Origin of the sequence: Modestobacter altitudinis, from assembly GCF_005930475.1 — a bacterium.
Classification (GTDB): Bacteria; Actinomycetota; Actinomycetes; order Mycobacteriales; family Geodermatophilaceae; genus Modestobacter; species Modestobacter altitudinis.
Map to the genome: position 1 here is coordinate 1 of NZ_SJEW01000077.1, position 23,313 is coordinate 23,313.

Below are 23,313 nucleotides of genomic sequence, written 5' to 3' on the forward strand. Positions count from 1 at the left end.
GGGCGGGCAGCGGCAGCTCGGCCGAGGCGGCGACCACGCCGGTGGCGACGTCCACGGCGAGCACCCGGACGGCCGCGGTGGCGAGGTCGACGCCGAGGACCAGCTCGCCGTCGGCGGTCACGCGCCGGTACCGCCGGCGACCCGGGGGAGCAGCACGTCGGCCAGGCCGGTGAGGTCGGGCACGGCCAGGTCGGGCTCGGCGAGCTGCTCGGGCGTGGGGGAGTCCGGTGCCTCGCCGCGCAGCACCCAGACGGTGCCCAGGCCGAGCGCCGCGGCCGGGCGCACGTCGGTGTCCAGCCGGTTCCCGACGTGCACGGCCTGCCCGGCCGCGCAGCCGGCCCGGTCCAGGCACCAGGTGAACAGCTCGGGGCTGGGCTTCTCGTGGCCGACCAGCGCCGAGATGCCCCACACGTCGATGAACGGGGCGACGCCGTCCCGGGTCAGCGCGTCGACGACGGGTGCCTCCTGGTTGGCCAGCACCCCGACGACCACCCGCCCGGACAGGGCCTGGAGCAGCGGCAGGACGTCGGGGTACAGCGTGCCCGGGGGGTGGGTCCAGTACCGGCGGGTCCGCTCGTGCAGCGGCCCGCGCAGCCCGGCGTCCCCGAGCAGCTCGGTGGCCAGCGCGGTGCGCAGCGAGCCGCCCTGCCGGGCGCGGACGGCGTCGTAGACCCGGTGCACCGCGGCCCGGTCGACCGGCCCGCGGCCCTGCTCGGCGCGCAGCTCGTCCAACGCCCGGACGACGGCCGCGACGAAGTTGCCGTCGTCGTAGACGGGCCCGCCGACGTCGAGGAACACCGCCCGCAGCTCGTCGGGCAGCGTCATGGGGGCAGCGTCATGAGGGCAGCGTCACGCCGGGCTGCTCCCGCCCAGGCGGGCGCGGCGCTCGATGACGTCGTCCCGGGCGAAGAACTTCTCGACCGACGCGGTGTCCAGCGGCACCACACCGCCCACCGAGTACGCGGCCACCCGCACCTGCGCGCCCTTGACCGCCATCTCCGACGCCGCGTGCACGCCGGCGGGGCCGGCGGCGTTGACCACGATGCCGTGGTTGCCCAGCAGCACCAGGGTGGGCAGCTCGCCGTGCGTGGCCACGTGCTCCTCGAGCGCGCGCAGGTAGACCCGACCCAGGTCGATGCCGGGCGTTGCGTAGGGCACGTACAGCGGCCGGCCGATGACCACCGCCTCGTCGGAGTAGACGTGCCGGTCCCACGCCGTCGGCCCGTGCACGCTGGCCAGCAGCCCCACGACCGCCGTCGGGTGGGTGTGCCCGACGAAGGCCGTGGGGGCCACCGCCTGCGCGGCCACGTGCACCAGCGTCTCGATCGAGGCCCGCCGGCGCCGGCCGTCGTGCTCCCCGGCGTCCAGCGCCGCGGTCAGGTCGGCCTGGGTGGCCGACGGCGACCGCATCAGCTCCACCAGCGGGTCGACGTCGACGACCACGAAGTCCTCCGCGGTGGCCGTGCGCATGTTCGACCCGGACGCCTTGACCAGCACCCGGCCGTCGGGCAGCCGCTGCGAGGTGTTGCCCTCCGCCAGGATGACCAGCCCCCGGTCCAGCTCGCCCAGCGAGCGGGTGAGGTCGAGCAGCTCGGCGCTGACCAGGGACGGGTCCCAGACCGCCGTCACCCGGTCCGCCCGTACCTGCGGTTGGTCAGCCCGTTGAGCAGCGCGGCGAAGACCAGGACGACGCCGAGGGCGAGCAGCTGGTACTGCGAGCCGGCGTTGCCCGGCACGGCCAGCAGGATGCCGGCGTTGAGCCACACGATCAGCAGGGTGGCGAGCACGACGCCGGCGACCCGGCCGATGCCGCCGGTGATGGCGACCCCGCCGAGGACCGCGATGGTGATCGCCGGCAGCGCCATGCCGGTGCCGGTGACCCCGGCGTCCGGGCGGGCCGAGGCGAACTGCGCCACGGTGACCACCGCGACCAGGCCGGAGATGACCCCGGCGAGCACGTAGGCGGAGAACCGGGTGCGGCGCACGTCGATGCCGGCCCACTGGGCCGCCACGTCGTTGGTGCCGATGCCGTACAGCCGGCGGCCGAAGGTGGTGCGGTTCAGCAGCACCCAGACCACGATCGCGATCGGGATCAGGAAGGTGAGCGTCCCGAGGGGGATCGGCAGCCCGTCGCCCACCGGCACCTCGATCGACCGCGCGGTGGAGAAGAAGTCCTGGATCGGCGCGGTGCTGATCGGCTGCTGGTCGTTGATGACGATCGCGATCGAGGAGAACGCGTAGTAGGTCGCCAGCGTGGTGATCAGCGCCGGGTAGCCGACGTAGGCGATCAGGAAGCCGTTGACCGCGCCGCACAGCCCGCCGAAGGCGGCGGCCAGCAGGATCGCCAGCCACAGCGACCAGCCCCACTCCCCGTAGGCGAAGCCGAACACCATGCTGGTCAGCGAGACGATCGCGCCGACCGACAGGTCGATGCCACCCCGCCCGGACGTGATGACCAGCAGCTCGGCCAGGCCGAGCATGACCAGCGGGACGGCGCTGATCAGCGCCGAGGACATGTAGGACAGGTCGTACGGCGCCGCCAGGTAGTTGTTGCTGCTCAGCGTGGTCATGGTCACGACGACGACGAGCAGCAGCACCAGCAGCAGCACGATCCGCTGGGTCAGCAGCGCCCGCAGCACGGTGGCCGGCAGCTGGCCCAGCCGGGACCGGGACTGCGACGAGCCGTCCTCGGGCTGGGGGGCCTGCGCAGGGGCAGGGGAGACCGCGGTGCTCATGCCGTCCTCCTCGCGCGCTGCCGGAGCAGGTCGGCTCCGACGGCGATCAGGATGAAGATGCCGATGAAGAGGCTGGCCAGCTGGGAGCGCCAGCCGAGCTGGGTCACCCCCGAGGCGACCGTCTGGACCAGGAGGGCGCCGAGCACGGTCCCGAGGACCGACCCGCGCCCGCCCATGATGGAGGTGCCGCCGATGACCACCGCCGCGATCGCGGACAGCTCCATGCCGGCACCCACGTTGGGGGCCAGGGTGGAGGTGCCCTGGGCGATCACGAAGCAGGCGGCCAGCCCGGTCAGCAGGCCGGTGAGCACGTAGGCCGACAGCACCCGCCGCTGCACCTTGACCCCGGCCAGCCGGGCCGCGTCGGCGTCGCCACCGATGGCGTACAGGTGCCGGCCGCTGGGGGTGTGCCGCAGGTAGTACCAGGCCAGCGCCGCGATCACGAGCATCAGCAGGAAGCTGTGCGGGACGCCGAGCGTGCGCCCGTCCGCGCCGCGGCCGAACACGTCGAGGGTGTCGGGGATGCCGTTGACCGTCGAGCCGCCGAAGACCTGCAGCCCGACGAACTTGAACAGGTTCGCGGTGCCGAAGGTGATGATGATCGCGTGCACCCGCCCGTAGGCGATGAGCACGCCGTTGACCAGGCCGAGGACGCCGCCCAGCGCCATCGAGAGCAGCACCGCCACCGGCAGCGAGACGCCGGAGTCGACCATCGCCTTGGCGACGACGACCGCGCAGACCATGACCATGCTGGCCACGGAGACGTCGATGCCGCCGGTGATGATGATGACCGTCATCCCGATGCCGATCAGCGCGACCGGCGCCATCGCGACCAGCAGCGGCACGATCGACCCGCTGGTCAGGAACGCCGGGGTGCCCAACCAGAGGGCGATCCACAGCGCCACGATGACCGCGATCAGGACGATCTCCTGGCCGGTGATCGGGAACGGCAGCACCCGACCGCGCGCCTGCGCGGTGTGCTCGCCCTCGCCGGCGGGTGCACCGCCGGCGGGGGTCAGGGTCGATGAGCTCATGCCGCCTCCTCCTGGTCGACCGCGCCGGCGGCTGCGGCGAGGACATCGGACTGGGTCGCGCCGGGGCCGAACTCGACGGTCGTGGTGCCGGCCCGCACCACCTGCAGCCGGTCGGAGACGCGGATCGCCTCGGGCAGGTCGGAGGTGACGATCAGGACGGCGGTGCCCTCGTCGGCCAGCTGGCGGATGATCTTGTGGATCTCCTCCTTGGCGCCGACGTCGACGCCCTGGGTCGGCTCGGCGAGGACCAGGACCTGAGGGCGCTCGACCAGCTGGCGGGCGAGCACGACCTTCTGCGCGTTGCCGCCGGACATGGCCGAGACCGGCTGCCGCTCGTGCGGGGTCTTGACCGCCAGCCGCTGGATGAAGTCCCGGGCCACCTGGCGCTCGCGGCCGCGGTCCATCCAGGTGCCCATCCGGGAGAGCAGCGGGAGGTGGCCGGCGGAGATGTTGAAGGCGATGGACTGGAAGCCGAACAGCCCCTGCAGCTTGCGGTTGGCCGGCAGCAGCGCGATGCCCAGCTTCTTCGCCTCCCGGGGCGACCCGGGGGAGACCGGCTTCCCGTCGAGCAGGATCCGGCCGGCGGTGGCCCGGCGCATGCCGTACACCGTCTCGGCGATCTCGGCGGCCCCCGAGCCGATCAGGCCGTAGAGGGTGACGATCTCGCCGGGCCGGATGGACACGTCGACATCGGTGTACTCGCCGGTGCAGGCCAGCCCCTCGAGCACCAGCCGGGGCGCGGCGTCGGGGATGCTGCGCTCGACCGGGTTGTCCTCGAGGATGCCGCCGACCATCAGCTCGACGACGCGGCGGACGGAGAGCTCCCCGATCGGCCAGGTGCCCAGCGTCTGGCCGTCGCGCATCACCGTGACCTCGTTGGCGATGACGAACAGCTCGTCGAGCCGGTGGGAGATGTAGATGATCGAGACCCCGGAGGCGGCCAGCCGGCGGACGACGCCGAACAGCACCTCGATCTCGGTGTCGGTGAGGATGGCGGAGGGCTCGTCGAGGATCAGCACCTCGGCGTTGCCGACCAGCGCCTTGGCGATGGAGACCTGCTGCTGCTCGGCGATGGACAGCTCGCTGACCGGGACGGTGGCGTAGCGGGCCGGCAGGCCGATCAGCTCGAGGAGCTCGACGACCCGGGCGTTCTGCGCGGTCCAGTCGACCCGGCCGTGGCGCTTGATCTCGCGCCCGGTGAAGACGTTCTCGGCGACGGTCAGGTCGGGGAAGAGCTGCGGCTCCTGGTACACGGTGGCGATGCCGAGCGCGATGGCGTCGGCGGTGCCGGAGATCGTCACCGGCCGGCCGTTGAAGGTGATCGCACCGGTGTCGGCGGTCGCCGCGCCGGAGAGGATCTTGATCAGCGTGGACTTGCCGGCGCCGTTCTCGCCCACCAGGGCGTGGACGGTCCCGGCGCGGACGGTCATGTCGGCGTTGCGGATGGCCCGCACGGCGCCGTACCGCTTGGAGACGCCGGTCACCGACAGGCGTTCCGCGGCGGCTCCGGAGGTGCTGGACTGGACCGGTGCGGTGTCGGCCGACCCGGTCGGGCTGATGTCGCTCATCGTCTCCTCGCTCCGGACGGTCCCGGGGAGGGCCGGTGGGACCGGCCCTCCCCGGGGGTGGGGATCAGTAGTCGTAGTCCCCGGCGTTGTCCTTGGTGATGGTCAGCGGCGGACCGAGCAGCAGGACCTTGCTGCTGGGGTCGAAGGTCACCCCGGTGATGTCGCTGCTGACGTCGTTGGTGGCCTGCAGCTCCTGGCCGTCGGCCAGCTGGACGCCCGTCCACGCGGTCAGGTAGCCCAGGTTCTCGACGTCCCACAGGATGCTGGCGCTCGAGGAGCCGTCGGTCAGGTAGGGCGCCATCGACTGCGGGGTGCCCAGGCCGACCGAGAAGACCTTGCCGATCTTGCCGGCGTCACGGATGGCCTGCGCCACACCGGGAGCCGACGAGGTGCACTCGCCGACCAGGCCGGTGAGGTCCGGGTGGGCGTTCATCAGGTCCGTCGCCATCTGGGTGGCCGCCGCCTGGTCCTCACCGGCGTAGACGATGTCGACGATCTCGGCGTCCGGGTACTTCTCGGCGGTGTAGGCCTTCTGGACGTCGATCCAGGAGTTCAGGTTCTGCGCGGTCTGGCCGCAGGAGACGATGGCGTACTTGCCCTTGCCGCCCATGGCCGAGAGCAGGCCGTCGGTCAGCGCCTGGCCGATGCCCTCGGTCGAGGCCTGGCTGACGAACACCTCGCGCACCGAGTTCGGCGCGTCGGTGTCGGCGGTGGCCACCTTGATCCCGGCGTCGGCGGCCTGCTTGAGCAGCGGGGCCATCGAGTCGGGGTCGTTCGGCGCCACGATGAGGGAGTCGACGCCCTGCTGGATGTAGGAGCGGACGATGTCGGCCTGCGCGGCGGGGTCGGCCTCGACCGGGCCCTGGTACAGCCAGGTGCAGCCGATCTCCTCGCAGGCGGCCTTGCCGCCGCTGTTCATCGCCTCGAAGTACGGGATCCCCTGCAGCTTCGGGACGAAGGCGACGGTGTAGTCGCCGCCACCCCCGCCGCCGCTGGCGCTGCTGCCCCCGCTGTCCCCACCGGAGGCCGAGCCGCCGCTGCCCTCACCGCAGGCGGTGGCGGTCAGCGCCAGGGCAAGGCCGAGGCCAGCAGCGATCTTCGTCGTTCGTGTGTTCCTCATGGGCCACCTCATCGGAGTGGGGATGTGAACCCCCGCGGTGTCACCAGCTCGGCGAGCCGGTGGAGTGCTCGGGACGTCGGTCGGTCGTCAGCTCGGGAGGAGCCCCCGCCGTCGGTCGTCGTCCAGAGTCAGCTGCCGCAGCCGGGCTGCGGCCTCCTCCCAGCGCGCGTCGGGGCGCGGGGAGGAAGTCCGGATCTCGGCGGTCCGCGCCACGACGGCGCGGACCTCGGCCACGTCGGCCAGCTCGCCGAGGGCCACCAGCTGGACCGCGGCGTTGCCCAGGGCGGTCGCCTCCACCGGGCCGCAGTGCACCGGCAGGCCGGTCGCGTCCGCGGTGGCCTGGGCCAGCAGCTGGTTGCGGGCCCCGCCGCCGGTGATGTGCACGGCCGGCGGCGGCGTGCCGGTGACCGCGGTGATGTCCTCGACGGTGGTCCGGTAGGACAGCGCGAGGCTGTCGACGACGCAGCGCGCGACCGCGCCCGGGGTCTCCGGCACGACGGCGCCGGTGCGGTCGCAGTAGGCCCGCACCCGGGCCGGCATGTCGCCGGGGGCCAGGAACTCCGGGGCGTTGGGGTTGACCAGGCAGGTCAGCTCCGGCTCCCGCGCGGCCAGCTCGACGAGCTCGGCGTAGCTGAGCTCCAGCCCCTGCCGGGCCCAGGCCCGGCGGCACTCCTGCAGCAGCCACAGGCCCATGACGTTGCGCAGCAGCCGGGTGGTCCCGGGCCAGCCGCCCTCGTTGGTCAGGTTGGCGGCCTCGGACTCCGGCGTGACGACGGCGCGCGGGGTCTCGACGCCGACCAGCGACCAGGTGCCCGAGGAGACGAACAGCGCGCCGGGCGCGGTGAAGGGCGTGGCGACGACCGCGCTGGCGGTGTCGTGACCGGCGGGCGCGACCACCCGGGCGCCGGCCAGCGGGCCCTCCCCGAGGGCGCCGACGACCGGCCCCAGGTCGGTGCCCGGCGGCACGACCTCCGGCAGCACCCGCGCCGGGATGCCCAGCGCCTCGGCGAGCTCCACCGCCCAGCGCTGCCCGACCATGTCGTAGAGCCCGGAGGTGGAGGCGGCGGTGAACTCGGTGACCCGGGAGCCGGACAGCAGGTGGTGGAAGACGTCGGGGAGCATCAGCAGGGTCGCGGCGTCGTCCAGCCGGCTGGTCGTCCGTGCGTCGGAGAGCAGCGCGAAGACGGTGTTGATCTCGTTGATCTGGGTGCCGGTGGACCGGTAGAGGCGGTCCCGGCCCACGGTGGCCAGCGCCTCGTCGAGCGCCGCCAGCTGACGCGGGTCCCGGTAGCAGGTGGGGGCGTCCAGCAGCGTGCCGTCGGCCCGCAGCAGGCCGTAGTCCACGCCCCAGGAGTCGACGCCGACCGAGGCGACGGGGGCGTCGGTGCCCAGCGCGCCCAGCCCCGCGGTGATGTCCCGGGTCAGGCCGGCCAGGTCCCAGCGGAGGATGCCGTCGACCGGCCGCGGCAGGTGGGCGAACCGGCTCACCTCGGCGGCGTCGAGGCGCTCGCCGTCGAAGGTGGCGCGTACGACCCGGCCGCTCTCGGCACCCAGGTCGACCGCGGCGACGGTGCGCACGGCCCGGCTCACCGGTCCGCCTCGGTCACGCGCACCCGGTGCACCGGCAGGCCGTCGGCCTCCAGCTCGGCGACCAGCCCGGGGTCGGCGCCGGAGTCGGTGTAGACCGCCGTGATGTCTGCGGTGGGGGCCGCGGTGTGCAGCGAGAAGCTGCCGAACTTGCTGCCGTCGGCGAGCCCGTAGAGCTGGCGGCAGTGGGCCGCGAGGTACTGCTTGGCCTGCGCCTCCTCCAGGGCCATCTCCAGCAGGCCGCGCTCGACCGAGACGGCGTGCGCGCCGATGAACAGCTTGTCGATGGAGCCGCGCCCGGCCAGCACGTCGCCGAACACCCCGACCACGGACCGCGCCGACCGGCGGACGACGCCGCCCGGGACGAGCACGGTGGCATCCGACCGCTCGGAGAACAGCGTGGCGGTCGGCATGCCGTTGGTGATCACCACGAGGGACCGGCGGTCCACGAGCTCCCGGGCCAGGTAGTGGCAGGTGCTCGAGGAGTCCAGGGCGATGACGTCGCCGTCCCGGACCAGCGGGGCGGCCGCCCGGGCGATGGCCCGCTTCTCCGCGCGGTGGGCCTGCAGCCGGGTCTCGAAGGAGCCCTCGTCGAGCATCGGGGTGGTCACCGCGCCGCCACGGACCCGGCGCAGCGCCGACCGCTGTTCGAGGGCGTCGAGGTCCTTGCGGATGGTGACGGCGGAGACCTCGAGGCGCTGGGCCAGCTCGTTGACCTGCACCCGGCCGTTCGCGCCGAGCGCCGAGAGGATCAGCTCGGAGCGGGCGTGCTCGTCGTACGACGGCAAGACGACCCCCTCACGCTCCTCGTCGGCGGTGACGAGACCGAGCCCCGCGGTGGACTCAGTGGGCGGGAACGTAAACCCTGCGAAACTCGTGCGTCAACGGTTCACAGGCATACGAAAGTGCTGCGCTTTCGTAACGGGGGTCACAGCTTTCAGACGGCGGTGAACGGGTGCCGACGGCCCCTGTGGTCACGTGCTGGCGAGCTGGATCAGGTTGCCGCAGGTGTCGTCGAGGACGGCGGTGGTGACCGGGCCCATGGTCAGCGGCGCCTGGGTGAAGGTGACCCCGGCCGCGACCAGCCGGGCGTGCTCGGCGTGCACGTCCTCGACCGCGAAGGAGGTGAACGGGATGCCGTCGCGACCAGCGCCTCCTTGAACGGCCGGACCGCCGGGTGGCCGTCGGGCTCCAGCAGCAGCTCCACACCCTCCGGCGCCTCGGGGGAGACGACGGTGAGCCACCGGTGCTCGCCCATCGGCACGTCGTGCTTGGGCCGGAAGCCCAGCACGTCGGTGTAGAACCGCAGCGCCTTCTCCTGGTCGTCGACGAGGACGCTGGTCAGTGCGATCTTCACGGGTTCTCCTCCGGGGGGCGGGTGGGCCAGCGCTCGGTGATGGCCCGCAGCGGTGCGGTGTGCAGGTGCAGGAACGTGTGGCGGCCCTCGCGTCGCCGGACGACCAGGCCGGCTGCCTCCAGCACGTCGAGGTGCTGGGAGACGGCCTGCCGGCTCGAGCCGACCCCGTGCTTGGTGACCAGCCGGGTGCACAGCTCGAACAGCGTCTGACCGTCCCGGTCCTGCAGCTCGTCGAGCACCAGCCGCCGGGTCGGGTCGGCGAGGGCCTTGAACACGTCGCCCACGCCCAGATGATAGGCAAGTGTCGACTTGCCCGACAAGGCCTCCAGGGTCAGGCGCTCTCGCGCACCACCAGGTCGGAGGCGAACAGCGTCGGCCCGTCGGCGACCCGGCCGAGGGCGCTGCGCGCCGCGGCGTCGGCGATGCGCTCGACCGGGTGGGTCGCGGTGGTCAGCCCGCTGGACTCTGCGGCCGGGATGTCGTCGAACCCGGCCACCGCGACGTCGCCGGGCACCTGCCGACCGGCCGCCCGCAGCACCTGCAGCGCGCCGAGCGCCACCTCGTCGCAGATGCCGTAGACGGCGTCGGTGTCCGGCCAACGGCGCAGCGCCTCGCGGGCACCTGCCCGCCCGCTGGCGGTGTCGAAGCCGCCGGCGACGACGCGCGCCGGCAGCCCGGCCGCGGCCACCGCCGCCCGGTAGGCGGCCACCGGCCGCTCGCTGCACGGCAGCCAGGTCGGGCCGGCGATCAGCGCGATCCGCCGGCGGCCCGTGGCGACCAGGTGACCGACGATCGCGGTCGCCGCCGCCTCGGTGTCGACGTCGACCAGCGGGACGTCGCGGCTCCCGGCGCCGATCGAGACCACCCGGCCGTGCAGCTCCCGGGGCACCGAGTCCAGCACCAGCCGGGTGGTGTCGACCAGCACGACGCCGGCCACCGAGCGGTCCCGGGCCAGCCCGTCCAGCGCGGCCTGCGGCCCGCCCAGCGGCAACCACTGCAGCGCGACCCCGAGCCCCTGGTCGGCGCAGACCGCGGCGGTCGTGGCGACCACCCGGGACAGGTACGCGCACTCCAGCGCGTCCGGCGCCGCGGCGGTGGCCGCGACCACCAGCCGCGTGCCCCGGCCGTGCACGAGCGCCCGGGCGACCGGGTCGGCGACGTAGCCCAGCCGCTCGGCGACCGCCTGCACCCGGCCCCGTGCCTCCGCCGACGACGGCCCGGAACCGGTCAGCACCCGGGACGCCGTGGCCCGGGACACGCCGGCGACCCGGGCGACGTGCTCGAGCGTCACGGGAGGCCTGCGGCGGTCCATGGGCCTCGTCCTACCACCGGAGCAGCGCTGCCGGAGGCCGGGAACCGCTGGAACCGCTTCCAGGACGGCGGCCGTAGGGTCCGATCATGACCTCTCCCGAGCCCGGCAGCCCACCCGCGCGCCGCGAGCGGCTGGTCGGCCTGCTCGTGCTGGGCGTCGCCGTCGTCCTGCTGGTCTCGTCGGTCACCTGGTTCAGCAGCGACCGCAGCGGGGTCGGCATCGGCCAGCTCGTCCTCGCCCTGGTGCTCGCCGGGATCGGCGGGTTCCTGGTGCGGCGGTCGTCGCCGCGCTGAGCCCGGGGCTGGCGCGACCGCGGCGGACGCGGCAGTGTGACCGGCAGCACACCGAGGTCAGGAGGAGCCGTGCACATCGACCGCGCGAAGCTGGTGCAGCTGCTGCACACCGAGGGCGACAACGCCCGAGCCGAGGAGGTCGCGGCGCAGCTGCCCGAGCAGATCGACACCGACCGGGACGCCGACGCGCTCGCCGCGGTCGGGCTGGACCGGACCCAGCTGATGGCCAAGCTGGCCGGCGGCGCCTTCGGCAGCACGCTCACGCCCTGAGTGGAGTGGGAGGGACGCGGGAACCGCGCCCTCCCACTCCGCTCAGCCGGCGTAGGGGCGCTCGCGGGCCAGTTCCTCCTTGGCGACGCCGCGGATGTGCACCGCGTCCGGGCCGTCGACGATCCGCAGGGTGCGGGCGCTGGCGTAGAAGCGGGCCAGCACGGTGTCGTTGCTGACCCCGGCGCCGCCGTGCACCTCGATCGCGCGGTCGATCACGTCGCAGGCCACCCGGGGCGCGGCCACCTTGATCGCCGAGATCTCGGTGCGGGCGCCCTTCGCGCCGTACCGGTCGATCAGGTCGGCGGTCTTCAGCACGTAGAGCCGGACCTGGTCGATCTCGATCCGTGAGCGGGCGATCAGCTCGCGCACGGTGCCCTGCTCGGCGAGCGGCCGGCCGAAGGCGACCCGGGACCTGGCCCGCTCCACCATCAGGGCCAGCGCCCGCTCGGCCATGCCGATCGCGCGCATGCAGTGGTGGATGCGGCCCGGGCCCAGCCGGGCCTGGGCGATGCTGAAGCCGTCGCCCTCGCCGGAGAGGATGTTGGTCACCGGCACCCGGACGTCGGTGAACCGCAGCTCCGAGTGCCCGTGCTGGTCCTGGTACCCGAACACCGGCAGGTGGCGGATGATCTCGAAGCCGGGGGTGTCGCGGGGCACCAGGACCATCGACTGCTGACGGTGCGGCGGACCGTCGGGGTCGGTCTTGCCCATGACGATGAAGATCTGGCACCGCTCGTCGGCGCTGCCGGTGATCCACCACTTGCGGCCGTTGATCACGTACTCGTCGCCGTCGCGGACGATCGAGGTCTGGATGTTGCGGGCGTCCGAGGACGCGACGTCCGGCTCGGTCATGGCGAACCCGGAGCGGATCTCGCCCTCGAGCAGCGGGTTGAGCCAGCGGTCCTTCTGCTCCTGGGTGCCGAAGAGCATCAGGGTCTCCATGTTGCCGGTGTCCGGCGCCCCGCAGTTGGTCACCTCCGGCGCGATCGTCGGCGACCAGCCCATGATCTCGGCGATCGAGGCGTACTCGAGGTTCGTCATCCCGCCGAGCTCGTGGTGGAAGAGGTTCCACAGGCCGCGCTTGCGGGCCTCGGTCTTGAGCTCTTCCAGGACGGGTGGGTGGGCGTGGTCGTCGTGGCCGCGCGCGGCGCGCCACTGCTCGTACACGGGCTCAGCGGGGAACACCTGGTCCCGCATGAAGTCCCACATCCGGCCACTGACGTCCTCGGCCTTGGCGGAGAGGGTGAAGTCCATGGCGGGACGTTAGCGCCGGACGGGACGCAGAGCGCACCGGGGTGCGCACGCACGACCGCCCCGGGCGCCAGCGGCGTCCGGGGCGGTCGGGTCGAGCAGGGGTCAGCGGTTGGTGCCCAGCGAGTGGTCGGCGCCGCGCGCGGTGTCGACCGTGTGCACCTTGCCCAGCGCGATGACCAGGCCGACCAGCGCCGTCACCAGGTGCAGGATGTTGTCCGCCCAGTTCAGGTTCAGGAAGTCCCAGTCCTCGTCGATCGCGATCAGGCCGTAGACGAACGCCGCGCCGTAGCCGACCGCGAGCAGCCAGCCGTAGGTGCGGGCACCGCGGAGGGTCCGCGACAGGGCGATGCCTGCCAGACCGATCAGGATGTGCACCACGTTGTGCATCGGGTTGATCATGAACCCGAGCAAGGTCTCGTCGTGCTCCATCGGCATGCCGTGGGCATTGCCGAAGAAGTCGCCGAAGCCGGTGATGAAGAAGCCGATGATGCCGATCAGCGTGTAGATCGCGCCGAAGGCCAGGGCCAGCTGCTGCGGCCAGGTCATGCCCCGCGAGCCGGCGCCGGGGAGGTCTGCTGTGGACATGGGGTCTCTCCAGTGCGTCGCGCCCGCCATGTTCTTGACAGGCCTCACCGGAGTACCCCCGCGCTCCGGTCCCGGAACGGGGGGCACCCCGACGAGTGACGAACCGTGACCTGTCAGGCCGGCCGGGGGGTCGCCTTCGGACGGCGGACGACGAACGGGCCGATGGCCAGCAGGTCCACCGGGGCCGAGCCGAAGCACTCCAGCGCGTCACGCGGGTCGTCGACCATCGGCCGGCCGGCTGTGTTCAGGCTGGTGTTGACCACCACGGGCAGCCCGGTGCGCCGCTCGAACGCGGAGATCATCCGGTGGACCAGCGGGGACTCCGCCGGGTCGATCGTCTGGATCCGCGCCGTCCCGTCGACGTGGGTGACCGTGGGGATGCGGTCGCGCCACTCCGGGGCCACGTCGTGCACGAAGAGCATGTACGGCGAGGGGATCGGGCCGCGGCTGAAGATCTCCGGCGCCTTCTCCAGCAGCACCATCGGCGCCACCGGGCGGAACTGCTCGCGGCCCTTCACGTCGTTCATCCGCTCGAGGTTGGCCTCGAAGCCGGGGTGGGCCATCAGCGAGCGGTGGCCGAGCGCGCGGGGGCCGTACTCGCTGCGACCCTGGAACCAGGCGACGATGCCGTTGTCGGCCAGGACCTCGGCGACGGCCTCGGCGACGTCGTCGGGGCGCTCGTAGTCGATCGCGGCGGTGACGAGCACCTGCTCGATCTCCTCGTCGCTCCACCCCCGGCCCAGCGCCGCGCCGGGCATCGGCTGGGTGTCCTCGCCGAGCTCGCGGGCCACGTGCAGGGCGGCGCCCAGCGCCGTCCCGGAGTCGCCGGCGGCGGGCTGCACCCAGACCTGCTCGAACGGGCTCTCGGCGAGGATGCGGGTGTTGGCCACGCAGTTCAGGGCGGTGCCGCCGGCCAGGGTGAGGACCTCGTCGCCGGTCTGCTCGTGCACCCAGCGGGCCAGGTCGACGAGCACCTCCTCCAGGCGCTGCTGCACGCTGGCGGCCAGGTCGGCGTGGTCCTCGGTCCACTGGTCGCCCTTGCCCAGGCGCGGGGCGAACCCGGTGTAGTCGATCTTCTCGGTGCGGAAGCCGCCGTCGTCGGTGGCGCGGATCAGCTCGGACAGCTCGCCGACGAAGCGCGGCTTGCCGTAGGAGGCCATCGCCATGACCTTGAACTCGTCGGAGCTGCGCAGGAAGCCCAGGTGGTCGGTGAGGTCCTCGTACATCAGGCCCAGCGAGTGCGGCAGCGCCTGACCGGCGAGCACCTCCAGCTGCCCGTCGACGTAGCGGCCGGCCAGGTGGCTGTGCGCCTCGCCGCGGCCGTCGAGCACCAGCACCGAGTTGTCCCGCTGCGGCGCGGCGAGGCCGGCCGAGGCGGCGTGGGCCACGTGGTGCTTGACGAACCGGACCTTCGCCGGGTCCAGCCCGGGCAGCGCGTGGGCCAGGAAGTCCGGCGCCATCTCCGCGTACCTCTTGCGCATGACGTCGCCGTCGTCGAACAACCCGGAGTCCTCCGGGGTGCCCATCAGCGCCGGGTCGAAGGAGTAGGCGACCGCGTCGAGCTCGTCGGGCGAGATGCCGGCCTCCGCCAGGCACCAGGCGGCGGACAGCTCGGGCAGCTCCCAGGCGCTCCAGGGCAGCGGGCGCTTGCCGTGCTTGCGCCGGCTGAAGCGCTCCTCCTCCGCGGCGGCCACGACCCTGCCGTCGACGACGAGGGCCGCCGACGGGTCGTGGTAGATCGCGTTGATGCCCAGCACCTTCACGTGCGCACTCCTCTCGGCCGGGCGAGTTCCGCCCGGTCCACGTTCATGATCACCGGGACGACGGCACTCCGCAGGTCGGAGCACGACGCATCAGCCACCGGCGCGCTCGCTGAGCAGGTGGTGGTCGAGCACGGCCTGCAGCCCGAGCGTCTTGTAGCCGACCTCCTCGAAGAGGACGACGACCCGGTCCTCCTCGTGCCGCATCACCACGCCGGGGCCCCACTCGGTGTGCTCGACGGCGGTGTCCACCGGGAACGGGTGGTCGCCGTCGACGACCGGGTCGGCGTGCTCGTACGCAGATCCGGACCGGCAGGTGTCGCAGTTGCCGCACGGCTCGTCGAGCTGCTCGCCGAAGTAGCCGAGCAGGAACTGCCGGCGGCAGCGGGTGGTGTCGGCGTAGCCGCGCATCATCTCGATCCGGCTCTCGTCCACCCGGACGTGGTGCTCGGCCAGCTCGCGGGCGGCCGCGGCCGCCTCGCCGGGGGCGGGCGCGTCCGGCGCCGGGGACGCCGTCCCGTCGTCGGCCAGGACGACGGCGCCGGCCTGCTCGAGCAGGTTGAGGTCACGCACCAGCGGGGTGGCGGCGAGGCCGCTCTCCTCGCGGAGCTCGGTGACGTCCACGCCGTCCAGGCCGGCCGCGGCGCCGGCCCGGACCAGGCCGGCGACCTCCTGCAGCTCCTGCTCGGCCGGTGCGCCGGCGGCGAAGAACTTCCGGATGCCGAGGTCCTCCTGGCGGTAGACCAGGACGGCGACCGCGGGCCGGCCGTCCCGCCCGGCCCGGCCGATCTCCTGGTAGTAGCTGTCGATCGAGTCCGCGGGCTCGGCGTGCACGACGTAGCGGGTCTCCGGCTTGTCGATGCCCATGCCGAAGGCGGTGGTGGCGACGACGACGTCCAGCTCGTCGTCCATGAACTGCCGCTGCACCTCCTCGCGGTCGCTCTTCTTCAACCCCGCGTGGTAGGCCGCTGCACGGAGTCCCCGGCCGGTGAGCGCCTCGGCGAACTCCTCGGTGCCCCGGCGGGTGGCGGCGTAGAGGATCCCGGTGCCCTGCCGGCTCAGCTCGGTGACCCGGTCGAGGACGGCGGTGTGCTTGCCGTGCGCGTCGGCGTGGTGCTCGACCTCCAGCGCGATCTCCGGACGGTCGAACCCGGCGACGACGACCGCCGGCTCCGTCATCTCCAGCCGCTCGAGGATCTCGGCGCGCACCGGAGGGGCCGCGGTCGCGGTGAGGGCGAGCACCGTCGGGTGCCCGAGCTGCTGCACCACTCCGCCGAGCCGCAGGTAGTCGGGCCGGAAGTCGTGGCCCCAGGCGGAGACGCAGTGCGCCTCGTCGACGACGAACAGCGCCGGCGCGCTGGTCCGGATGGCCTCGACCACCTCGGGCTTGGCCAGCTGCTCCGGGGCGAGGAAGCAGAAGCGGACCGTTCCGTCGCGCATGCCGTCGAGCACCGCCTGGTGCTCGAGGACGGACAGACCGGAGTTGAGCACCGCGGCCCGGCCGACGGCCTCCTCGCCGAGCTCCTCCAGCCGCTGCACCTGGTCCCGCTGCAGGGCGATGAGCGGCGAGACGATCACGACCGGTCCGTCGAGCAGCAGCCCCGTGACCGTGTAGACGGCGGACTTGCCGGCGCCGGAGGGCAGCACGGCGAGGGTGTCCCGGCCCGCGGCCACGGCCTGCATGGCCTCCTCCTGGCCGGGGCGGAACTCGGTGAACCCCAGGACGTCGCGGGCGGTCTCCCGGATCCGGCGGGTGCGCACGGAGGCCGAGCCGCCGGCCTTGGTCGTCTTGGGGTCCGCGGTCCGCGGCAGGGTGCTGGCGCTCACCGACGCCGACTGCCCGAGCCCCCCGATCGACAAACGACCCGCAGGTGAGGGGCCAGCCGGGGCACCTCCACACGGTTGTGCACCACCGGGTGTGCGCGCAGGGCCGCCCCGTGCGGTGATCGCGCGGTCCCGGCCCCGCGGCTGCGGCTACCGTGCGCCTCGTGCCCACCTCCTACCGGATCGCCGAGGCCGCCGCGCTGCTCGGCGTCAGCGACGACACCGTCCGCCGCTGGATCGACAGCGACCGGTTGTCGGCCACCCGTGAGTCCGGTCCGGCACAGGTCGACGGCGCCGACCTCGCCCGGGTCGCCACCGAGCTGCACCCGGCCCCGCAGCCGGGTACCACCCGGTCGTCGTCCGCCCGCAACCGGCTGACCGGCATCGTCACCCGCGTCGTCCGGGACACCGTGATGGCGCAGGTGGAGATCCAGGCGGGTCCGTTCCGGCTGGTCTCGCTGATGTCCCGGGAGGCGGCCGACGAGCTCGGGCTGGAGGTCGGCGTGCGCGCGGTCGCTACCGTCAAGGCCACCCAGGTCAGCGTCGACGTGCCGTGAGGCGGCTGGCCGCCGCGCTCATGGTGCTGCTCCTGGCCGGCTGCGGGGCGGACGACGGGGCGGACGAGGAGGTCACCGGCACGGTCACCGTCCTCGCGGACACCTCGCTCACCGACGTCTTCACCGGCCTCGGTCAGCAGCTGGAGGCCGACCACCCCGGGCTGGACGTGCAGTTCGACTTCGGCGCCAGCGCCGACCTGGCCGAGCGGCTGACCGACGGCGCCCCGGCCGACGTCTTCGCCGCCGCCGGCACCGACCCGATGGACGTCGTCACGAACAACGGCATCGTGTCGCGGGCGCCGACCCTGTTCGCGACCGACCAGCAGGCGGGGGACCTCGTCGGCTACCCGATCTGCACGCTCACCGACGCACCCGACCCCGACGGCGCGCTGGCGTTCGTCGAGCTGGTGGTGTCCGACGCCGGGCAGCAGGCGCTCACGGCGGCCGGCTTCTCCATCCCCTGAGTGGACGAGCCGTCGGATCCGCAACTGCGGATGATGACCGGCTAGGGTGCCGCATGCGCGGTCCGCTACCGGTCGGCCCGGCGTTCGAGGAGGACCTGTGCGGAGGACCCGAGCACTGCTCGTGCTGCCCGTCGTCGCGACGGTGGGCCTGACCGCGTGCGGCGGGTCCGCCTCGGACACCGCAGCCGGGACGGCGTCGTCGTCCGCCGGGGGCGACCTGAGCGGGACGCTGACGGTGTTCGCCGCCGCGTCGCTGACCGGCGTCTTCGGGAACCTGGGTGACCAGCTGATGGCTGCCCACCCCGGTCTCGGGGTCCGGTTCAACTTCGCCGGCAGCTCCGCGCTGGCCACCCAGCTGACCCAGGGCGCCCCGGCCGACGTGTTCGCGTCGGCCAACGAGGAGCAGATGACCGTGGTCACCGACGCCGGCCTGCAGGCCGGCGACCCCGCCGTCTTCACCGGGAACGTGCTGGAGATCGCGGTGCCGGAGGGCAACCCGGGCGGGGTCACCGGGCTCGCCGACTTCGGCGACGCCGACCTGACCCTCGCCGTCTGTGCGGCCGACGTGCCCTGTGGCGCGGCTGCCGCGGCTGTCTTCGCCGACGCCGGCATCACTGCACAGCCGGACACCGAGGAGGAGGACGTCAAGGCCGCGCTCACCAAGGTGCAGCTCGGCGAGGTGGACGCGGCACTGGTCTACGCCACCGACGTCCGGGCCGCGGGCTCCGACGTCGAGGGGGTCCCGTTCCCCGAGGCCGAGCAGGAGGTCAACGACTACCCGATCTGCGTGCTGGAGGCGGCCCCGAACGCCGAGGCCGCCCAGGCGTTCGTGGACCTGGTGGAGTCCGACGCCGGCCGGCTGGCGCTGGCCGACGCGGGGTTCCGCGCGCCGTGAGGGCACGGGGGAGCGGCGTGCCGCTGCCGCTCCTGCTGCCGGCGCTGCTGGCGGTCGCCTTCCTGGTGCTGCCGCTGCTCGGGCTGGTGGTCCGGGCGCCGTGGTCGACGATCGGGCCGCAGCTGGCGCAGCCGGAGGTCGGCCAGGCGCTGCGGCTGTCGCTGCTGTCGGCGACGCTGGCCACCGGGGTGTCGCTGGTGCTCGGCGTCCCGCTGGCCTGGGTGCTGGCCCGCTCGCGGATCCGTGGCCGCTCGGTGCTGCGCGCGCTGGTGACGGTCCCGCTGGTGCTGCCCCCGGTGGTCGGCGGTGTGGCGCTGTTCCTGGTCATCGGCCGCACCGGCATCCTCGGCCGGCCGCTGTACGAGCACCTCGGCGTCACCGTCCCGTTCACCACGACCGCCGTGGTGATCGCCGAGACGTTCGTGGCGATGCCGTTCCTGGTGATCAGCGTGGAGGGCGCGCTGCGGGCGGCCGACGCGCGGTTCGAGGACGCCGCGGCCACCCTTGGCGCCGACCGGTGGACGACGTTCCGCCGGGTCACCCTGCCGCTGGTCGCCCCGGGGATCGCCGCGGGCGCGGTGCTCTGCTGGGCCCGGGCGCTCGGCGAGTTCGGCGCGACGATCACCTTCGCCGGCAACTTCCCCGGCACCACGCAGACCATGCCGCTCGCGGTCTACCTGGCCCTGCAGCGGGACCCGGAGGCGGCGATCGTCCTGTCGCTGGTCCTGCTGGCGGTCTCCCTGGCCACCCTGCTGCTGCTCCGCGACCGCTGGCTGGGCCGCGGGCCGGGTCAGGGTGTCCCGGCGTGACCCTCGACGCGCACGTCGTCGTCCAGCGCGGGTCGCTGGGGGTGGACGTCGAGTTCTGGGTCGGGGACGGCGAGGTGCTCGCGGTCCTCGGCCCCAACGGCGCTGGCAAGTCCACGGTCTTGCGCGTGCTGGCCGGGCTGCTGCCCCCGGACGCCGGCCGGGTGGCCGTGGGCCAGGACGTCTGGGACTCCGCCGACCGGCACGTGCCGCCGCACCAGCGCTCGCTGGGCATGGTGTTCCAGGACCACCTGCTCTTCCCGCACCTGTCGATCACCGAGAACGTCGCCTTCGGGCTGCGGTCGCGGGGGATGCGCCGGGCGCCTGCCCGGGCGGCGGCCGCGCCGTGGCTGGACCGGGTGGGCCTGACCGGGCTCGGCGACCGCCGTCCCGGCGAGCTCTCCGGCGGGCAGGCGCAGCGCGCGGCGCTGGCGCGGGCGCTGGTCGGCGACCCGCGGGTGCTGCTGCTGGACGAGCCGCTCTCCGCGCTCGACGCCCGCACCCGGCTGGCCGTGCGCGCCGAGCTGCACCGGCACCTGCGCGACTACGCCGGCAGTGCCGTGCTGGTCACCCACGACCCGATCGACGCGATGGCGCTGGCCGACCGGGTGGTGGTGGTCGAGGACGGCCGGGTGGTGCAGGCCGGCACCCCGGCGGAGGTCGCCCGCCGGCCGCGCACCGACTACGTGGCCCGGCTGGTCGGGCTGGTGCTGCTGCCGGGCACCGGGACCGGCGCGCAGGTCGCCCTGGACGGCGGTGGCGTGGTCGCGGTCGCCGAGGCCGCCGCCGGGCCGGTGTTCGTCGCCGTCCGGCCGGAGTCGGTGGCGCTGTACCTGCAGCGCCCGGCGGGCAGCCCGCGCAACGTCTGGCCGCTGCGGCTGGTCGCGGCGACCCCGCACGGCTCGGTGGTGCGCTGCGACCTGGCCGGCGAGGTGCCGCTCACCGCGGACGTCACCGCGACGTCGTTCGCCGAGCTCGGCCTGGCCCCCGGCGCCGAGGTCTGGGCGTCGGTCAAGGCCTCCGAGATCGCCGTCTACACCCGCTGAGGTCCCCGGTTTCGGCGCCGAAACCCGGCCGGGGTTCGGCGCCGAAACCGTGGGGAGCGGTCTGGCAGGGTGGACGGCGTGACGTCGGACGCGCCCGTGGCCGGGCTGGTGCTGGCCGCCGGCGGGGGACGGCGGTACGGCATGCCGAAGGCGCTGGTCGAGTACGAGGGCAGCCTGCTGGTCGAGCGGGCGGTCCGGACGGCGGCCGCGGTCTGCGACCCGGTGCTCGTCGTGCTGGGGGCGCGGGCGGTCGACGTCTGGCGCACCGCGGACCTCGCCGGCGCGACGGTCCTGGTGAACACCGACTGGGAGAGCGGGATGGCCTCCAGCCTGCGCACCGGCCTGGACGGCCTGCGGGGCTGGCCGGGCCGGGTCCACGCCGCGCTGGTGCAACTCGTCGACATGCCGGGGATGACGCCGGCGGCGCTGTCCCGGCTGGCCGGGCACGCGGCACCCGACGCCCTGGCGGTGGCGGCCTACGACGGCGTCCGCGGCCATCCGGTGCTGCTGGGCCGGGAGCACTGGGACGGGGTCATCGGGACGGCGACCGGCGACGAGGGCGCGCGCCGCTACCTCGCCGCCCACGACGTCATGGAGGTGGACTGCACCGGGCTGGCCGACCCGACCGACCTCGACGTGTCCCCGCCGACCTGACGGGCGCGGGTACCTTCGCGCCGTGGACAAGCTTCTGGCCCGGGTCACCGAGGAGCCGCTGTCGGTCGCCGAGCACGAGGCGGCCGTCGCCGACAAGGCAGCAGGCGCCGTCGTCTCCTTCGCCGGGGTGGTCCGCGACCACGACGGCGGCCGGTCGGTCACCGAGCTGGAGTACGTCGGGCACCCGACCGCGCCGGAGCTGATCGCCGAGATCGCGGCGGAGTTCGCCGCCCGGCCGGAGGTGCACGCGGTGGCCGTCTCGCACCGGGTCGGGCTGCTCGCCATCGGCGACGTCGCCCTGGCCTGCGCGGTGTCGACGTCGCACCGCGGTCAGGCGTTCGCGGCCTGCGCCGAGCTCGTCGACGAGGTGAAGGCCCGGCTGCCGATCTGGAAGCGCCAGGTGTTCAGCGACGGCGAGGAGGAGTGGGTGGCCTGCCCCTGACCTGACGGTCAGCGCGCGCCGGCCAGCCCGTCGTCGCCGGGGGACCGGTCGGTGCGGTCGGCCTGCTCCTCCTCGGCCTCGCCCTCCAGCCGGCGGGCCTCGCCGTCGAGCGTCGCCGCGGCATCGCCGTGCGTCTGGCCGTACAGCTCCTCGGCGTGGCCGAACAGCTCCTCGGCCTTGGCCTTCGCCTTGTCGAACAGGCTCATCTCGCCCTCCTCATCCGCATGGCTCGGGTCGGCTGCCACGCCCCGGTCCGCTCCTCGCTCGTTCCTCGCTGCGATGCTCCCGGGGCTGTCAGCCTCCGGCGAACGGGGGCAGCACGTCCACGACCGCACCGGGCGTCAGCACCAACGCGCGGTCGCGGGTGCTGGTTCCGTCGACCAGGAACGAGCACGCGGTGAGCACCCGCTCCAGCCGTTCGCCGTGCGCGTCGACGATCTGACCGACCAGCTCGTCCAAGCTGCCGGCGTCCCGGGTCTCGGTGTCGACACCGACGGCGGCCCGCGCCCCGGCGAAGTAGCGGACCGTGACCACGCTCAGCCCCCGATCGCGGACATCGGCCGCGAGGGCTGCAGGAAGCTCGGGTCGTCGATGCCATGGCCGGGCAGCTTCGACAGCGTGGCGATCCGCCAGCGGTCGGCGATCTCCTGGTCGTCGGCACCCTCGCGCAGGGCGCTGCGCAGGTCGGACTCCTCGCGGGCGAACAGGCAGTTGCGGATCTGCCCGTCAGCGGTGAGCCGGGTGCGGTCACAGGCCCCGCAGAAGGACCGGGTCACCGAGGCGATGACGCCCACGGTCAGCCCGGTGCCGTCGACCAGCCAGCGCTCTGCGGGGGCGGCGCCGCGTTCCTCGACGTCGGGGACCAGGGTGTGCGCGGCCGTCAGCCGGGCCAGGATGTCCTCCGCGGTGACCATCTCCCCGCGGGTCCAGGCGTGGTGGGCGTCCAGCGGCATCTGCTCGATGAAGCGCAGCTCGTAGCCGTGCTCGAGGCAGTACTCCAGCAGCGGGACGGCGTCGTCCTCGTTGATGCCGCGCAGCAGCACCGTGTTGATCTTCACCGGGGTCAGCCCGGCGTCCTTGGCCGCCTGGAGCCCGGCGAGCACGTCGGGCAGCCGGTCCCGGTACGTGAGCTGCTTGAACCGCTCGCGGTCCAGGGTGTCCAGGCTGACGTTGATCCGGTCCAACCCGGCCGCGGCGAGCGCGGGCGCCATCCGGGAGAGCCCGACGGCGTTGGTGGTCAGCGACACCTCCGGCCGGGGCAGCAGGGCGGTGGTGGCGGCCACGATGCCGGGCAGGCCAGGGCGCAGCAGCGGCTCGCCGCCGGTGAACCGGACCTCGCGGATGCCCAGGTGCTCGACGCCGATCCGGACCAGCCGGGCGACCTCGTCGTCGGTGAGCTGCTCGACCTTGGGCAGCCACTGGAGCCCCTCGGGGGGCATGCAGTAGGTGCAGCGGAGGTTGCAGCGGTCGGTCAGCGACACCCGGAGGTCGGTCGCGACCCGGCCGTGCCGGTCGACCAGGCCACCGGATCCGGGGCGGCCCGCGACCACCTGCGGGCGGACCCTCGGGTCGGGCAGGGGGCTGGGGGTCGTCACCGGACCGAATCTAGTCGCCCGGACGGCGTGCGCCGCAGGTCGAGGCGCGGGCTCTGCTGCCGCTCCGCGGATGCGGGGCATGAGGTCCCGCACGCTCCGCGCCGGCGGAACGCCGGTCCCCGCCCGGCGGGGGAGCCGGACGGGGACCGGCGTTC

At 73.9% G+C, this 23,313-nt stretch carries 28 protein-coding genes; 9 read left to right on the forward strand and 19 right to left on the reverse strand.

Annotated features, from left to right (window positions below):
- Positions 1–117: 117 nt before the first annotated feature.
- The 12 genes from FHL79_RS21130 to FHL79_RS21180 all read right to left on the reverse strand — a co-directional run bounded on the left by FHL79_RS21130 (position 118) and on the right by FHL79_RS21180 (position 10,692).
- Positions 118–825, reverse strand: coding sequence for an HAD family hydrolase (locus tag FHL79_RS21130; RefSeq protein WP_138760535.1), 708 nt, complete (start codon positions 823–825; stop codon positions 118–120).
- Positions 826–849: 24 nt separating this feature from the next.
- Positions 850–1,629, reverse strand: a complete 780-nt coding sequence (locus FHL79_RS21135; RefSeq protein ID WP_138760536.1) for a class II aldolase/adducin family protein — start codon at positions 1,627–1,629, stop codon at positions 850–852.
- Complete coding sequence (locus tag FHL79_RS21140) at positions 1,626–2,735, reverse strand: ABC transporter permease (protein ID WP_138760537.1); 1,110 nt, start codon at positions 2,733–2,735, stop codon at positions 1,626–1,628. The genes FHL79_RS21135 and FHL79_RS21140 overlap by 4 nt, the downstream gene beginning before the upstream one ends.
- Positions 2,732–3,769, reverse strand: a complete 1,038-nt coding sequence (locus tag FHL79_RS21145; protein ID WP_138760538.1) for an ABC transporter permease — start codon at positions 3,767–3,769, stop codon at positions 2,732–2,734. The genes FHL79_RS21140 and FHL79_RS21145 overlap by 4 nt, the downstream gene beginning before the upstream one ends.
- Positions 3,766–5,337, reverse strand: a complete 1,572-nt coding sequence (locus FHL79_RS21150; RefSeq protein ID WP_138760539.1) for a sugar ABC transporter ATP-binding protein — start codon at positions 5,335–5,337, stop codon at positions 3,766–3,768. Before FHL79_RS21150 ends, FHL79_RS21145 begins: the two co-directional genes overlap by 4 nt.
- A gap of 64 nt (positions 5,338–5,401) precedes the next feature.
- On the reverse strand, positions 5,402–6,457 hold the full coding sequence (locus FHL79_RS21155) for an autoinducer 2 ABC transporter substrate-binding protein (protein WP_138760540.1): 1,056 nt from the start codon (positions 6,455–6,457) through the stop codon (positions 5,402–5,404).
- A gap of 87 nt (positions 6,458–6,544) precedes the next feature.
- Positions 6,545–8,047 carry a rhamnulokinase gene (locus tag FHL79_RS21160; RefSeq protein WP_218938553.1) on the reverse strand — a complete coding sequence of 501 codons (1,503 nt, stop codon included), beginning with the start codon at positions 8,045–8,047 and terminating at the stop codon, positions 6,545–6,547.
- Positions 8,044–8,832, reverse strand: coding sequence for a DeoR/GlpR family DNA-binding transcription regulator (locus FHL79_RS21165; protein ID WP_138760541.1), 789 nt, complete (start codon positions 8,830–8,832; stop codon positions 8,044–8,046). The genes FHL79_RS21160 and FHL79_RS21165 overlap by 4 nt, the downstream gene beginning before the upstream one ends.
- 186 nt (positions 8,833–9,018) lie before the next feature.
- A complete protein-coding gene (locus FHL79_RS26540) occupies positions 9,019–9,150 on the reverse strand; it encodes a VOC family protein (protein ID WP_281283888.1) in 132 nt (43 codons plus the stop codon).
- Positions 9,090–9,401 (reverse strand): VOC family protein, encoded by a 312-nt coding sequence (locus FHL79_RS26545; protein ID WP_281283889.1) that lies wholly within the window; start codon positions 9,399–9,401, stop codon positions 9,090–9,092. The genes FHL79_RS26540 and FHL79_RS26545 overlap by 61 nt, the downstream gene beginning before the upstream one ends.
- Positions 9,398–9,685: an ArsR/SmtB family transcription factor gene (locus FHL79_RS21175; RefSeq protein ID WP_171058276.1), complete on the reverse strand. Its 288-nt coding sequence runs from the start codon at positions 9,683–9,685 to the stop codon at positions 9,398–9,400. The genes FHL79_RS26545 and FHL79_RS21175 overlap by 4 nt, the downstream gene beginning before the upstream one ends.
- Before the next feature lie 47 nt (positions 9,686–9,732).
- On the reverse strand, positions 9,733–10,692 hold the full coding sequence (locus FHL79_RS21180; protein ID WP_218938554.1) for a LacI family DNA-binding transcriptional regulator: 960 nt from the start codon (positions 10,690–10,692) through the stop codon (positions 9,733–9,735).
- 107 nt (positions 10,693–10,799) lie between these two features.
- Between FHL79_RS21180 and FHL79_RS21185 the strand changes: the two genes are divergently transcribed.
- Together FHL79_RS21185 and FHL79_RS21190 are read left to right on the forward strand one after the other, a co-directional pair.
- The gene (locus FHL79_RS21185; protein ID WP_138760543.1) at positions 10,800–11,006 is read left to right on the forward strand and encodes a hypothetical protein; all 207 of its coding nucleotides are present in this window, start codon (positions 10,800–10,802) and stop codon (positions 11,004–11,006) included.
- 69 nt (positions 11,007–11,075) lie between these two features.
- A complete protein-coding gene (locus FHL79_RS21190; RefSeq protein ID WP_138760544.1) occupies positions 11,076–11,276 on the forward strand; it encodes a hypothetical protein in 201 nt (66 codons plus the stop codon).
- A 42-nt stretch (positions 11,277–11,318) separates the two neighbouring features.
- On the opposite strand, the gene FHL79_RS21195 is transcribed toward FHL79_RS21190, so the two are convergent.
- The 4 genes from FHL79_RS21195 to FHL79_RS21210 form a co-directional block, all read right to left on the reverse strand.
- Positions 11,319–12,530, reverse strand: coding sequence for an acyl-CoA dehydrogenase family protein (locus tag FHL79_RS21195; protein ID WP_138760545.1), 1,212 nt, complete (start codon positions 12,528–12,530; stop codon positions 11,319–11,321).
- Between the two features lie 102 nt (positions 12,531–12,632).
- On the reverse strand, positions 12,633–13,115 hold the full coding sequence (locus tag FHL79_RS21200) for a DUF4383 domain-containing protein (protein WP_138760546.1): 483 nt from the start codon (positions 13,113–13,115) through the stop codon (positions 12,633–12,635).
- A 113-nt stretch (positions 13,116–13,228) separates the two neighbouring features.
- The gene (locus FHL79_RS21205) at positions 13,229–14,878 is read right to left on the reverse strand and encodes a carbamoyltransferase family protein (protein ID WP_138760547.1); all 1,650 of its coding nucleotides are present in this window, start codon (positions 14,876–14,878) and stop codon (positions 13,229–13,231) included.
- A gap of 90 nt (positions 14,879–14,968) precedes the next feature.
- Positions 14,969–16,702: a RecQ family ATP-dependent DNA helicase gene (locus FHL79_RS21210; protein WP_246081081.1), complete on the reverse strand. Its 1,734-nt coding sequence runs from the start codon at positions 16,700–16,702 to the stop codon at positions 14,969–14,971.
- 161 nt (positions 16,703–16,863) lie between these two features.
- Between FHL79_RS21210 and FHL79_RS21215 the strand changes: the two genes are divergently transcribed.
- The 7 genes from FHL79_RS21215 to FHL79_RS21245 all read left to right on the forward strand — a co-directional run bounded on the left by FHL79_RS21215 (position 16,864) and on the right by FHL79_RS21245 (position 21,563).
- Complete coding sequence (locus tag FHL79_RS21215) at positions 16,864–17,256, forward strand: TOBE domain-containing protein (RefSeq protein WP_014743386.1); 393 nt, start codon at positions 16,864–16,866, stop codon at positions 17,254–17,256.
- Positions 17,253–17,720 carry an extracellular solute-binding protein gene (locus tag FHL79_RS21220; RefSeq protein WP_246081083.1) on the forward strand — a complete coding sequence of 156 codons (468 nt, stop codon included), beginning with the start codon at positions 17,253–17,255 and terminating at the stop codon, positions 17,718–17,720. The genes FHL79_RS21215 and FHL79_RS21220 overlap by 4 nt, the downstream gene beginning before the upstream one ends.
- A gap of 97 nt (positions 17,721–17,817) precedes the next feature.
- Positions 17,818–18,615 carry a molybdate ABC transporter substrate-binding protein gene (gene modA / locus FHL79_RS21225; RefSeq protein WP_138760548.1) on the forward strand — a complete coding sequence of 266 codons (798 nt, stop codon included), beginning with the start codon at positions 17,818–17,820 and terminating at the stop codon, positions 18,613–18,615.
- A gap of 17 nt (positions 18,616–18,632) precedes the next feature.
- The gene (locus tag FHL79_RS21230; RefSeq protein WP_218938555.1) at positions 18,633–19,424 is read left to right on the forward strand and encodes an ABC transporter permease; all 792 of its coding nucleotides are present in this window, start codon (positions 18,633–18,635) and stop codon (positions 19,422–19,424) included.
- Entirely contained in the window at positions 19,421–20,467 is a 1,047-nt protein-coding gene (locus tag FHL79_RS21235; protein WP_138760550.1) for an ABC transporter ATP-binding protein, read from the forward strand. The genes FHL79_RS21230 and FHL79_RS21235 overlap by 4 nt, the downstream gene beginning before the upstream one ends.
- 78 nt (positions 20,468–20,545) lie before the next feature.
- Positions 20,546–21,121: a nucleotidyltransferase family protein gene (locus FHL79_RS21240; RefSeq protein ID WP_138760551.1), complete on the forward strand. Its 576-nt coding sequence runs from the start codon at positions 20,546–20,548 to the stop codon at positions 21,119–21,121.
- Between the two features lie 22 nt (positions 21,122–21,143).
- Positions 21,144–21,563, forward strand: coding sequence for a molybdenum cofactor biosynthesis protein MoaE (locus FHL79_RS21245; protein ID WP_138760552.1), 420 nt, complete (start codon positions 21,144–21,146; stop codon positions 21,561–21,563).
- Between the two features lie 8 nt (positions 21,564–21,571).
- Here the strand turns inward: FHL79_RS21245 and FHL79_RS21250 are convergent, their stop codons facing one another.
- The 3 genes from FHL79_RS21250 to moaA form a co-directional block, all read right to left on the reverse strand.
- Positions 21,572–21,769, reverse strand: a complete 198-nt coding sequence (locus FHL79_RS21250; protein WP_138760553.1) for a hypothetical protein — start codon at positions 21,767–21,769, stop codon at positions 21,572–21,574.
- A gap of 88 nt (positions 21,770–21,857) precedes the next feature.
- Complete coding sequence (locus FHL79_RS21255) at positions 21,858–22,097, reverse strand: MoaD/ThiS family protein (RefSeq protein ID WP_138760554.1); 240 nt, start codon at positions 22,095–22,097, stop codon at positions 21,858–21,860.
- Between the two features lie 2 nt (positions 22,098–22,099).
- Positions 22,100–23,158 (reverse strand): GTP 3',8-cyclase MoaA, encoded by a 1,059-nt coding sequence (gene moaA / locus FHL79_RS21260; RefSeq protein ID WP_218938556.1) that lies wholly within the window; start codon positions 23,156–23,158, stop codon positions 22,100–22,102.
- Between the last annotated feature and the right edge of the window lie 155 nt (positions 23,159–23,313).